Source organism: Parabacteroides sp. FAFU027, assembly GCF_022808675.1.
GTDB lineage: Bacteria > Bacteroidota > Bacteroidia > Bacteroidales > UBA7332 > CAXXIC01.
The window spans coordinates 83,877-98,252 of sequence record NZ_JAKZKV010000008.1 but is presented as its reverse complement, the minus strand read 5'-3'; the positions used below and the strand labels follow the sequence as shown (position 1 = coordinate 98,252).

Genomic DNA, 14,376 nt, shown 5'->3' with positions numbered 1-14,376 from the left:
AAACTATTATTAGTTAAAATTGATAAATATGAAAACGAGAGCTAAGAATTACAGATATTTCAATAGGCTGCCTCGATTTATAGCGGCGTTAATATTGATATGTGTTAGTTTTTTATCAGCTATTGAGTCATACGCTCAATACACATTCAAAAATGCCCCCATTGGTGGGGGTGGATTTGTAACAGGACTCATTACCCATCCTACAACCGGCGACAGGTATTGCCGTACCGATGTGGGCGGAGCCTACCGCTGGGATGCCACGAACAATAAATGGGTTCAATTGCTCGACTGGCTTAACGATTCACAAGGTGACCTTTACGGAGTAGAGGCCTTGGCACTTGATCCGCAAAATGCAAACAATGTTTACATGCTTTGCGGAACCAATTATTCTGGCTCAGGAAAGTCTGCCATGTTAAAGTCAACCGATAAAGGAAATACTTTTACCTATACAGACCTTACCGCTAAGTTTAAAGTTCATGGAAATGGGAACGGACGCGGAAATGGAGAACGACTTGCCGTAGATCCACATAACAGTAATATTTTATTCTGCGGAACCCGGGCCAATGGGCTATGGAAGAGTACGGATGCCGGAGTAACCTGGAATCAGGCTTGGAGCGGCGTGACTTCCACTACCAATGGTAACGGGATATGCTTTGTCCTTTACGATCCTGCGGGCAGCGTGGTGAACGGAATAACCCAGACCATGTATATCGGCGTTTCGCGCACCGGAAGCGGTAATGTTTACAAAAGTACTGATGGAGGGGCAACATTTACTGACATTACTCCTGATACGACATATATGCCTCACAGAGTAGCACTGAAAGACACTACTATGTATGTTACCTATGCTGATGGTGCTGGCCCGGCAGTCAATGGAAATGGCAAATTATATAAGCTCAACACCTCTTCTGGTGTGTGGACAAATGCGACTCCCGTTCATTGGAAGGATTATTCATATGGAGGGGTAAGCATAGATCCCAATAATGTTAACAGGGTGGTAGTTTCGACATGCGGCATGTACTGGAACAACCAGTTTAAAACCGGTTGGGGAGACTTTGTTTTCCTCACAACCGATGGTGGAAAATCCTGGACACTTAAGAATGGTACGAACGCTACTTATGACAGTAACGGAATGAGCTGGTCAAACGGAGGAGCTGTTAACTGGATGGACTGCATTGAGTTTGACCATACTAATACGAATATTGTACGGGTAATAGGTGGTGGTGGTGTATATACCTGTCCCAATATTACGGCCACGAATCCTTCGTGGAAATATGATGTGATTGGAATCGAAGAGACAGCTTTTCTGGATGGTATATCTATACCAGGAGGTCCGCTGATTTCGTCTTTCGGTGACGTGACTGGTTTTGTGCATGATCCTTTAACTTCATATCCAACAAAAAGACTTTCACCTACGGATGGGAATAACCAAAGCATTGCTTACGCGGGTGCAAACCCAAGCAAAGTGGTAAGAGCATCGAACGGCGGAAACGTTGTTTACTACTCCTCCGACATGGGTGCTACATGGACGGGGTGCGCCACCAATAAAGGCACAGATGGCAGGGTGACTATCAGTGCGGATGGAAGCACAATACTGCACTGTCCCGGAAATTCCACCACGACCTATTATACAACAGACAACGGAACAAACTGGTCTGCATGTTCGGGTGTAACACTGGGATCTGCAACCCCGGTGGCCGATCAGGTGAATGCTAATTACTTTTATATCTATCATCCTTCCACAGGTCAGATGTACAGAAGTACCAATAAAGGTGTCAGCTTTTCAGTCGCGGGTGCTCCGGGCAATTCAACGGCGAATTATCCGTGGGAATCTGTCTTGATTCGGACAGTGCCCGGTTATGAAGGACATATCTGGGTGCCTCGTGGTAGAAATGGATTGAAATATTCGACCAATTATGGCGTGACATATACCAATATTGGAAGAATAACATATTGTAAATCAATCGGCATTGGCAAGGCAAAAGAAGGAGCCAGCTATCCAACCATTTTCATTTGGGGAACTGTGTCTGGTGTCACAGGACTTTTTTGTTCAACAGATCAAGGCACTACATGGACTAAAATGAACGATGATGCTCATCAGTTTGGCGGAGCACCTTTACTCATTGGAGATATGAATACTTTCGGAAGAGTATATATGGGTGTCGGTGGAGGAAGAGGTATAATTTACGGGGAACCTGTCGGTGCAACTAACTCAATAGAAACCGAAAGTAGCTTGAATGATATGGCTATTTATCCCAATCCGGCTAAGGATGGTAAATTTTCGATAATGCTTCCGGGGGCTTCTGATAGAGTGAAAATCAGTATTTATGAAAATCAGGGCAGATTGTTGTTTGAAAAGGTATCTGCTAATACTGGTAAGTTGGATATTGATTCAGGGCTGAAAACAGGGATTTACATTGTGAAGGCAATATCAGAAGGGATGAGCATCACTAAAAAACTTATTATTCAATGAAAATTGATGGATAGTTCAATATAAGAAATACTTCAGGAGTCTCTGACTCCTGGAGTATTTCTACATTAATGAGGAATATAACCACTCTCTGCCATAATTTATTATAGACGCTTATTTAGTATTTGGAAAACACAAGAAACAAACAACATGAAATTTAAATTGATATTTGCGTTAATGGCGTGTGTTTCGGCAGTGAATGCCCAAACCACCAATTGCTTTCTGGATGATTTTGTTCCTAAAACAGCTACCATTCCTGTTTCTCAAGTAGCAGTTAAAACTACAAGTACACCAGCCGTAACCGTAACTGTTTCAGCTGACACCATTGGTGCAATTTCTAAATACGTATTTGGAAATGCCATAGCCGCCTGGATGGGGAATAACACAGGTAACGCTACGTTTGTAAAAAACACAAAGGCGTTGAATCCGTCTTTGATCCGTTTTCCGGGCGGTAGCTGGGGTAATATCTTTTTCTGGAACGGAAGACCAACTGATCTGCCCGATTCAATTTATGACGGTGCATCTGGCAAAAAGGTAAAGTTTACCTCCATTTCAGGAACGAATGAATGGTCCACTACTACGGCAAACTATTATACGTTGCGTCAGCAGACGGGTTCACAAGGGCTTATTACGGTTAATTACGGTTATGCGCGATACGGGCTAGGTCAAAATCCTGTTGCGCAGGCTGCCCATCAGGCTGCCGAATGGGTGCGCTACGATAAAGGGCGGACAAAATTCTGGGAGATTGGGAATGAAAATCCCGGTCCTTGGGAGGCAGGCTGGATGATAGATACAAAAACCAATAAAGACGGGCAACCACAGATAATAAATGGACAGCTTTACGGTCAGCATTTTAAGATTTTTGCCGACTCTATGAGGGCAGCAGCAAAACAAGTGAATGCTAAAATTTTCATTGGTGCACTTATATTGCATTATGATGGCGCAACAAGCTGGAATTCGGTGGATAAAACATGGAACGCCGGGGTTTTTAGCCAGGTGGGAGATGCAGCCGATTTTTATGTAATGCATAATTATTTTGGAAATGATAAAAATGCCGATAATTTATTGTCGGTAGCACTAACAGAGCCGGCAAAAAACAGCAGCTTTATTCGGCAGGATATTATCAATAAAGAAGCTTTCGCAAAGCCCATAGCGTTGACTGAATATAATATGGATGGTAATAAGTCCGGTTCAACCATGGTGCGTTCATATGTTAATGGGATGCAGGCGACTATCCTGTTTAATGAGTTGATTAAGAACAACTTTGGTTTAGGTGCAAGATGGTTGCTTGCCTCGGGTGACGATGGTATGTTTTATCAGGGGAATAATACCAGTTTGTTGTGGCAGCCACGTCCTGACTTCTATTATGCCTATTATCAGCAGAAGTTTACCGGCGATCATGCGATTTCTGCGACTTCAACCAATTCAAGTATTTTGGCCTACGCTTCCCGGTTTGCTTCAGGTGAAACCGGGGTTGTGCTTGTAAACAAAGCGAAAACCGCTCAGGTTGTCAAAATCAATCCTAAGAATATCGGTGTTGGAAGTAAATATTATACTTACACCTTGACTGGCGGTGTTGATAATATTGATTCTTCATTATATGTGTCGGTAAATGGTGTCGCACCGACCGGCACACAATGGGGACCGCGTGAAACTTTGGAGACAATTCCGGCGAATGCCTACTCTACAGACGGATCAATCGTGGTGAATTGCCCCAGAATGTCGGTTCAGTTTATTATGCTCGATGCAGGAATTCCAGCCTCAATTAATAATTTGAGGGAAGATAAATTTGGTGTTACCAATTATCCGAATCCATTTTCGGGTACTACAACCATCAAGTTTCAAACAGATTCAGCAGAGCCTGTTTCTATAGAGGTTTTTGACCAAACGGGTAGAAAAATTTCTACTTTAATAAATAATGCATTACTCTCAGGTGATCAAACTGTAAATTTTGATGGAAGTTCATTACCTGCTGGGGTGTATTTCTATAAATTGAAAATTGGAAATTATGCGACAACCCGAAAAATGATTCTTTTGAAATAAAGCAACTTAGTACTAATAATAGCCTGATTGTTTTATTGTACCTAATACCTTTGGGGTTGTAAAACCTCGAAGGTTTCACCCTTTTATTTTTCAATTATACAACAGGGAAAGAGTATATAATTTCTTTGATCAAATCGATTAAAACTTCAGTTTTCAGGATATAGTTTAGGTTACTAACACCGGTAATACAACGGAATTAATTCAATTATAACTGTGATAAACAATAGAATGGATAAAATCTTTTTTAGAGCTAAAGCGTTGTTTTGCCTGCTGTTTATTTGCATATTTTCAATTTTTGCGCAAACCAATCTGGAAAGAAAACAACTTTTCGATTACGATTGGAAATTCTTTTTGGGCGATACAGTCGCTGCGAAACAAAAAAACTTCAACGATGCCTCATGGCGAAGTCTGGACTTACCTCACGATTGGAGTATTGAAGGAAGAGTGAATCCTAAAAATCCCACAAAAGGTGCCGGCGGTTATTTCCCTGCTGGCATCGGTTGGTATCGAAAAACATTTCAGACTCCCATTGATTGGAAGGGCAAGTCAGTATCCGTTTATTTTGAAGGGGTATATATGAATTCCGAAGTATTTATAAATGGCAAATCGTTAGGTGTTCATCCTTACGGTTATTCATCATTCATCTACGATCTTAGCTCTTATCTTGATTTTGGCAAAACAAATGTAATTGCCGTACGCGTAGATAATTCAAAACACCTGAATAGCCGTTGGTATAGCGGTTCGGGCATTTATCGCCATGTGTGGATGCAGGTAACAGATCCGGTGCATGTGGCGCATTGGGGCGTTGCTGTAACTACACCCGAAGTTAGCCCGAAAAAGGCAAGCGTACAGGTGAAAACGATTGTGAAAAACGTAAGCGCAATCCCTCAAAATATTACCTTAAAAACCACTTTGTGGAACAAAAGCGGGAAAGTTGCCGGAAGCAAAAGTGTAAAGGTTCAGCTTTCGGCTAATGGGCAGAAAGACGTTTTTCAGCTTATTCCGGTGGCAAATCCTTTGCTCTGGTCGCCCGAATCGCCCGATTTGTATCAGGCGCAGATTCAGTTGATAAGTAGCAATAAAATTATTGACAACTCGAAAACCACATTTGGTATTCGTAGCCTGAAATTCAGTGCCGAAAATGGATTTCAACTCAATGGAAAACCCCTGAAGATAAACGGTGGATGTGTACACCACGAAAATGGCTGCTTAGGTTCAGCAGCTTACGACCGTGCCGAAGAGCGAAAAATCGAATTGCTCAAAGCAGGCGGTTTTAATGTGGTAAGAACTTCTCACAATACGCCTTCTGAAGCTTTTTTGGATGCATGCGACCGTTTAGGCTTGTTGGTGATGGACGAATCGTTCGATTGCTGGACAATAGGGAAAAATCCGAATGATTATTCGGTGTATTTCAACCAATGGTGGGAGCGCGATTTGCAGGCTATGGTGCTGCGCGACCGCAACCACCCATCTATTTTCATGTGGAGCATTGGCAACGAAATTCCTGAACGCGGTAAACCTGAAGCGGTAAAAACAGCGACTATGCTGATTGATGCGCTAAAAAAGATGGATAATACCCGTCCGATAACCTCGGCCATTGTAGAGAATGGTAAGGACTGGACTATCATGGACTCCCTGATGGCAGTGCATGATGTGGTTGGTTACAATTACCACTTGTTTGCAGCTCCAGATGATCATAAACGGGTGCCATCGCGCATGATTGTTCAGACCGAATCCTATCCCAAAGATGCTTTTGTGAACTGGAAATTGGTACACGATAATAGCTATGTGTTGGGCGATATTGTTTGGACAGCCATCGACTATCTGGGCGAATCGGGCATTGGTCGCTATTATTATTCGGGCGAAGTACCGGGCGAAAACTGGGACAACGATATGTTCCCCATTCATGCGGCCTATTGTGGTGATATTGATTTGATCGGTTGGCGGAAACCTATCTCTCACTATCGTAGTATGTTGTACAACGACAATCAGAAACTCTATATGGCTGTGCGCGAGCCGGCTCCCGAACCGCTTGAAATTAAAGAAACCTGGTGGTCGGTTTATCCAACCTGGGAGAGCTGGACATGGCCGGGGTTTGAAGGACGAAGTGTTCAGGTAGAAGTCTATTCGAAATATTCGAAAGTAAGACTTTACCTTAACGATAAGCTGATTGGAGAACAATCTGTTGGTCGCGATCAACAATTTAAAGCAACCTTCACAGTGCCTTATGCTGCCGGAGTGCTCAAAGCTGTTGGTGTTGATAACGGCAAAGAAATTGAGTCAACGCTTCTAAAAACTGCCGGCGAAGCAGCAGCAATCAAATTAACTGCTGATAGAAAGGAAATGACTGCCAATGGTCAGGATTTGATATTTGTAACCGTTGAGTTAACGGATAAAAACGGAGTGCAACAACCCAATGCCAACAATCGCCTGAATTTTAAAGTGGAAGGAGAAGGAACAATTGCCGGAGTGGGCAATGCCGATGTAAGAGACACCGATCCTTATGTTGGTAATACCCGTAAGGCCTGGAAAGGCAGAGCGCAGGTAGTGGTTAAGAGCACGCAAAAAGCAGGCGAAATTAAACTAATAGTAAATTCTCCGGGAATAGAGAATGCGATATTGAATATTAAAACAAATAATGCGAATCAATAGTTGGATATGACCTGTCTATAACAGTTTGGCTGACGGCTTTGCCATCAACCAAATCCATTCCAATTCTAAATATATTTTTCAATTGTCACACCGAATGTTGTGAGTCAGCCAGTAGCAGCCAATGAATCTATATCGGCTAAATTGAGAATTCGTTAATAATTACAATGTGCAACTCATTGTTTACATTGCATATTTGAATATATCATTAGAATAAATACTAATAAAATCATGAAATCATCAAACTCAAACAAATCAATGTCTCATTTTCGAAATGTAACAAAGTCTTTTTTCATAGCACTCACAGTACTTTTACTATTCCCTTTATGTGTGAATGCACAGGAAGAACAAACCTTACAAGTGGGTTCAACTACCCGCCAGATGATTGTTTATGCACCATCAGGCATTAAACAAAATTGCCCCCTAATAATTACGATGCACGGGATGGGTCAAACGATGAACGACCAAAAAAATCAAACTTCATTTCAGCCGGTTGCAGATGCCAATGGCTTTATTCTGGTTTACCCTCAATCAATCGGCACTACGTGGGATTTGAATGGTACGAGTGATATTGATTTTATTCTGGCAATTATTAATGAAATGTATAAACGCTACGGTATTGACCGTGACCGTGTTTATCTTTCAGGTTTTTCGATGGGCGGCATGATGTGTTATTATGCTGCAACCAAAATAGCCGATAAAATTGCCGCAATTGCACCGGTTAGCGGCTATCTGATGAGTGGACCTAATGCCGTTAGTTCACGACCAATTCCGATAATACATCTACATGGTATGAATGATAATTTTGTACCTTATAGCAATGTACAAACTCATATTGATGCCTGGGTTAAAAGAAATGGTTGCCCACCAGCCGTTGTAACAAATCCATTTTCTGATATGTTGTCAATAAAGAAATATTATGGACCAGGAAAAGAAGGTGTTGAGGTTGTATTTATAGGTGTTAACGGAGTAGATCACTGGTATTCTAATGGTACTGGTGGTGTGGTTTCCAGTCAGGAAATCTGGAACTTTTGTAGCCGATACTCCCTGAAAATTGGTGTGGCGGAGTTCGTGTCGGCCGCCGTTTCAAACAACAATCCGAAACAAATCAACCTCACCCTGAGTGCTTCAATTGCTGATTCTGTGAACTTTAAAGGCTTCACTGTGAAAGTGAACAATCAAACGGTGGCTGTAAGTAATGTTGTGTTGTCTGATTCAAATAAGTTAGCCATCAATTTACAGAGCAATGTTATTAAGTCTGATGAAATTTTGCTGTCCTACAACAATGGTAATGTTTGGTCGCGACTTGGCAAAAAAATGGCGAATTTCAATGATAAACCGGTGGATAATGCACTTACAGGTTCTTATCCCCACATATTAGAGGTTAGTACAAATACAGGAGGTGATACTTTGAAAGTCAAGTTGAATAAGAAAATGTTGTTGCCAACCTCGTTGGACGGATTTGCCCTTTCGGCGGCTTACAACGGCAATCAGGCAATAACTTTATCTAAATGTATTGTTTCAAAAACAGATTCTACCATTTTAATAATGACTTTAGGTCAGAAAGTGTACAGAGATTATCAATTAACACTGGCATATTCGGGTGTAAATGTAGCTTCGGTGGATAGTGGTTTGCTGAAGCCTGTTACTTCGTTTCAGGTAACTAACGTGGCCAATGGGCTACCTGCAACAGCTAAATCAGCTAAATTAAATGCAGATGGCATTACTTTAAATGTGAAATTTTCAAAACCGATGCTGTTGACTACGGCGCAGCTCACGTCGATGGCAATTATTAAAAACTTTACTGCCCGTTGTGTCGTCAAATCGTTTTCTGCTCAGGACAGTTCCATCATCTTCAAACTAACCGATGCAACCCATTACGGAGATACGGTGCGGGTAACCTATATTCCCGGTACAGTTAAAGCTGAAGATAATGGCACGCTAACCGCTTTTACCCGATTGGTAGCCCAAAGTGATGTTCAGGCTACCAACTGGATAACTATTCCCGGAAGAATTGAAGCAGAAAACTTTGCATTCAAATCGGGTATGCAAGCCGAAACCACCACGGATACCGGAGGTGGACAAAATATGGGATATATCGCAACAGGTGATTGGGCAGAATATACCATTGATAACACATCTACAGGCAAGGATTTTCAGATTTCGTTCCGACTTTCAGCTCCAAGTGCCGGTGGTGCTATCGATTATTATCTCGATGGAGTCAAAGGAGGAAGCTTTAATGTGCCAGCTACAGGCGATTGGCAGGTGTTTCAATCTACTGATATGAAGCTGACCGCCAACCCGGGCAAGCATTATCTTAAAGTGGTTGCTAAAACAACAGGGTTTAATTTCAACTACATGGATGTAAAAGCACTGAATACCGGACTTGCCCAAGTGAATGCTGAGGGCACGCAGGTCTATTTTAATCCATCTTCAAGCAAATTGGAAATAAAAACAAATGGTTTTGATTTTAATAAGATTGAAATTTTTGATATGATGGGCAAGTTGCTTTTGTCAAAACCCTGTGATGGGATGCCGAAGCTCTCAATACCAGTTGCCATTCCGGAGGGAGTGTGTTTGGTGAAAATTAGCAACGCTACGCAATTTCAAGTTAAAAAGGTTGCGGTTTCAGGTAAGAAGTAATACACCTGATCTGTTTTGAAATGCGAATGTTTCTCAAGAATATTTGTGTAAGAACGTACTAATGCATATCGAATAAATAGGTTATTGTTTTATGACGAAGAAAATTTTTGTGGGAATTTTGATTTCCTTGTTTTTTACGGGTGTTTCGAATGCCCAAACCGGTAAGCCAATCCCTTGTGGCCCTACTCCAACAGAGAACCAAATGCGGGTGCAGGAAATGGAAAGTTACGCTTTCGTTCATTTCTCGCTTAACACGTACACCGACCAGTCGTGGGGTTTTGGCAACGAAGATGTGAAGCTTTTTAATCCGCAGCAAGCCGATTGCCGCCAGTGGGCGCGTATTTGCAAAGAATCGGGGATGAAAGGGATTATCATCACTGCCAAACACCACTGTGGTTTCTGTCTGTGGCCATCCAAGTACACCGAATATTCAGTAAAAAACGCCCCGTGGAAAAACGGCAAAGGCGATATGGTGCGCGAAATGGCCGATGCCTGCAAAGAATATGGGCTGAAATTCGGGGTTTACCTGTCGCCTTGGGACAGAAATAGCAAGGATTACGGAAAACCGGAATACATCACCTATTTCCGTAACCAGCTCACCGAACTGCTGACCAATTATGGCGAGGTTTTTGAAATTTGGTTCGATGGAGCCAACGGGGGCGACGGATACTACGGCGGAGCCAACGAGACCCGCAAGATTGATGCGAAAACTTATTACGATTGGAAAAATACCTATGCCCTGATTCACAAGCTGCAGCCCAAATGTGTGATCTGGAATGATGGCGGTGACCGTGGCGATCTGCGTTGGGTGGGTACCGAAGAAGGAAATGTGGGCGAAACCAACTGGAGCTTATTAAATGCGACCGGTGATGTTAGCTGGAATATGTTGCATTTCGGCCTCGAAACCGGCAATAAATGGGTCATGGCTGAGGTAAATACCTCTATCCGTCCCGAATGGTTCTATCATCCGAACGAAGATGATAAAGTGAAGACCGTTCCTCAACTGATGGATTTGTACTACAATTCAATAGGTCGCAATGGAACTATGTTGCTCAATTTCCCTATCATGCCCAATGGCTTGATCCACCCGACAGACGAAAAGAATGGGATTGAATTTGCCAAAGCGGTAAAAGAGTCGTTTGCGGTTAATCTTGCACTCAATAAAAATGCAAAAGCATCGAACGTGCGTGGAAAATCAGGCAAATTTGCCGCTTCGATGGCTCTTGACGGAAACAAAAATACTTATTGGGCAACCGATGACAATACGAAGACAGCTTCGTTGACCATCGATTTGGGTAAACCAACGATATTCAATCGTTTTCTGGCGCAGGAATATATTCGATTAGGGCAGCGTGTAAAAGCCTTCAAGGTAGAAGCTCTTGTGGACGGAAACTGGAAAGAACTGGCCAAGGCGACCACCATCGGTTACAAACGTATCCTTCGTTTTCCGGCCGTAAAGGCTACGCAGGTGCGTTTCAGTATTACCGACTCAAAATGCTGCCCGGTCATTTCGAATATTGGTGTGTATAATGCGCCGGTATTCCTCTATGCTCCCGTTATTACCCGAAACCAATCAGGCCAAGTGGCAATAATTACAAATGATATCGGCCCGATATTCTATTATACATTAGACGGCAGCGTACCGACTTCAAACTCAACCAAATATACAGGCCCTTTCACAGCAGACGGGAAGGTGACCGTGAAGGCCATCTCCTACGATCCTGCTTCACGCAAAAGCAGCCCGGTGGCTTTGGAGAAATTTGACATTTCCAGAAAAAACTGGAAGCTTGTCGGAATTACTGATGAAAGGGCTTCTGCCGTTATTGATGGAGATCCAGCCAGCGTATGGCATCAGAGAGATGGCAAAAAAATGCCAATTGACTTGGTGATTGATTTAGGAAATGAATACAATGTATCCGGGTTCAAATACCTGCCCGATCAGAATAAATGGAGTTCAGGTATTATTACCACTTACGAGTTTTATGTGTCGGACGATAATATGAATTGGAAAATTGCGGATCAAGGCGAATTTTCCAATATCAAAAACAATCCATTGTTACAGACCAAAAAATTCACCCCGGTAATGGCTCGATATATCAAACTCCGTGCTTTGAAAAACACTTTTGGCGATAATGTAGCGGGGTATGCCGAAGTGGATGTGATAACAGAGTAAATAAACATTGATAATAATCATGAAAAAAAATCTAATTCTTTTCACAATCCTATTTGTTTGTTCTGTTTCTTCTTTTGCGCAGTACACATTTAAACACGTAGCAATCGGGGGCGGAGGTTTTGTGACTGGCGTTATCAGCCATAAAACAACCGGGGATATTTATTGCCGTACCGATGTGGGCGGCGCTTATCGCTGGGATGCGGCAAACAGCAAGTGGGTGCAGTTGCTCGATTGGTTTTCGGAAGCCGAAGGCGGTTTCTATGGTGTAGAGGCCTTGGCAATTGACAACCAGAACCCCAACAATATCTATATGCTGTGTGGCACATCTTATGTAAATAACGGGAGAACGGCTATTCTGAAATCAACCGATAAAGGAAATACGTTTACCTATGTAGATGTTACCTCCAAATTCAAGGCGCATGGCAATGGATATGGGCGCGGTAATGGCGAGCGTCTTGCAGTAGATCCGAACAACAGCAATATCCTTTTTTGCGGTACGAGAGCCAACGGGCTTTGGAAAAGTACCGACGGTGGTGTCAATTGGTCGTTAGCATGGAATGGGGTTACCACTACTACCAATGGCAATGGAATCTGTTTTGTGGTTTTTGACCCCACTACCGCTTCCAACGGTACAACTCAAACAATTTATCTCGGAGTTTCCCGCACGGGAAGTGATAATATTTATAAAAGTACCGACGGTGGAGCCACATTTACCCCAATGTCTGCCACTACCACTTACATGCCGCACAGAGCTGTACTTCAGGATACCACTATGTACGTCACTTACGCTGATAATGAAGGACCGGGTACAAGTGGCAAAGGTGCGGTATACAAGTTGAATACTTCAACAGGCTTATGGAAGGATGTTACACCATATACGTTTTCACAATATTATCTTTCCTATGGCGGTGTCGATATCGATCCGGCAAATGTAAACAGGGTGGTGATTTCCACTACCGGAGTTTATATGAATAACCAATATGGTAAAACGTGGGGCGATTTCGTTTACCTGTCCACCAACGGAGGTACAAGCTGGACTTTGAAGAATGGATCCAATAGCAAATTTAACAATAATGGTATTGGGTGTGCTTCTGGTCAGGATAATTGGGCAGAATGTGCTGTTTTCGACCCGTTTGACAGTAAAAAAGTACGTGTTGTTGGCGGTGGCGGAATCTTTACCACTTCCGATATTACAGCAACCAACCCAACATGGTTTTACGATGTCATCGGAATAGAAGAAACTGCATTTTTGGATGGTGTAAGTGTTCCGGGCGGTCCGTTTATTTGCGCGATGGGAGATATGACTGGTTTTTTATTTACCGACTTGACGGCATATCCGAAACAGTTTCTTACACCTGGTAGTGGCACTAACCGAAGCATTGCGTATGCCAGTGCCAATGTAAATAAATTGGTAAGAACGAGTGATGCAGATGCTCATGTGTATTATTCTACTAATATGGGGGCTAACTGGACAGCCTGTGCCACTTCCAAGGGCTCGGGCGGACGAGCTACACTAAGTGCCGATGGCGGAACGATACTTCACTGCCCGAGCGATTCGCTGTTTTACAGCACCGATAATGGCAATACATGGACAAAATCGACAGGTGCTATTGTTTCCGGTGCAATTCCGGTGGCAGATCCGGTGAACAGCAATTACTTTTACGTTTATAACCCGAGTAATGGTGGAATGTATGTAAGTTCAAACAAAGGTGTCAGTTTCGCATTTGCAGGGAGTGCGGGGAGTTCTTCCAATCCATGGACAACAAATATTTGTCGCGCTGCACCGGGTAACGAAGGGCATATATGGGTTCCGCGAATAGCCAACGGATTACGGTATTCAACCGACTATGGAAAAACATATAAAACAGTAACGAATGTAAGTTATTGCCGGTCTATCGGCTTTGGAAAAGCAGCGACCGGAGCTTCTTATCCGACCATTTTTATCTGGGGAACTGTGAATGGAATTACTGGACTTTTCAGGTCTACCGACAAAGGTGTGAGTTGGTTGAGAATGAACGATAATGCTCATCAATTCGGAGGACTTGAATTGCTGGTAGGCGATATGAACGTTTTCGGGAGAGTGTACACCGGTGGCGGCGGTATTATATATTGGGATGATCAAAGTGTCTCCGATGTATCGGATATTTCTGTCGATTCCAAAGCAATTAATATATATCCTAATCCCTATTCTTCAGCTTTCAGAATAAAACTGGAAAATCCGGATCAGATTGTTCGTGTTGCGGTTTATGATATGCTGGGCCAACAGGTTGAAACTGTAGGACAATCAGAGATCAAAAGTGAAATGACTCTGGGGGGCGCTTTAAAACCGAATATCTATCTTGTGCAGGTGTCTGGTTCAAACTTTACGAAATCGTTTAAGGTGATTAAAAAGTAGTGG

At 42.8% G+C, this 14,376-nt stretch carries 6 protein-coding genes; all 6 read left to right on the top strand.

Translation table 11 applies throughout. The features are described 5' to 3' along the window. The first annotated feature begins 28 nt into the window (after positions 1–28). The gene (locus MLE17_RS13240; protein WP_243349187.1) at positions 29–2,473 is read left to right on the top strand and encodes a T9SS type A sorting domain-containing protein; all 2,445 of its coding nucleotides are present in this window, start codon (positions 29–31) and stop codon (positions 2,471–2,473) included. Between the two features lie 147 nt (positions 2,474–2,620). Further along, the gene (locus MLE17_RS13235; protein ID WP_243349186.1) at positions 2,621–4,513 is read left to right on the top strand and encodes a T9SS type A sorting domain-containing protein; all 1,893 of its coding nucleotides are present in this window, start codon (positions 2,621–2,623) and stop codon (positions 4,511–4,513) included. A gap of 228 nt (positions 4,514–4,741) precedes the next feature. Further along, complete coding sequence (locus MLE17_RS13230) at positions 4,742–7,165, top strand: sugar-binding domain-containing protein (RefSeq protein ID WP_243349185.1); 2,424 nt, start codon at positions 4,742–4,744, stop codon at positions 7,163–7,165. Positions 7,166–7,393: 228 nt separating this feature from the next. Next, positions 7,394–9,805, top strand: a complete 2,412-nt coding sequence (locus MLE17_RS13225) for a carbohydrate-binding protein (protein ID WP_317236632.1) — start codon at positions 7,394–7,396, stop codon at positions 9,803–9,805. A 91-nt stretch (positions 9,806–9,896) separates the two neighbouring features. Next, positions 9,897–11,978: a discoidin domain-containing protein gene (locus tag MLE17_RS13220; protein ID WP_243349184.1), complete on the top strand. Its 2,082-nt coding sequence runs from the start codon at positions 9,897–9,899 to the stop codon at positions 11,976–11,978. A gap of 19 nt (positions 11,979–11,997) precedes the next feature. Then, positions 11,998–14,373, top strand: a complete 2,376-nt coding sequence (locus tag MLE17_RS13215; protein ID WP_243349183.1) for a T9SS type A sorting domain-containing protein — start codon at positions 11,998–12,000, stop codon at positions 14,371–14,373. Positions 14,374–14,376: the final 3 nt, after the last annotated feature.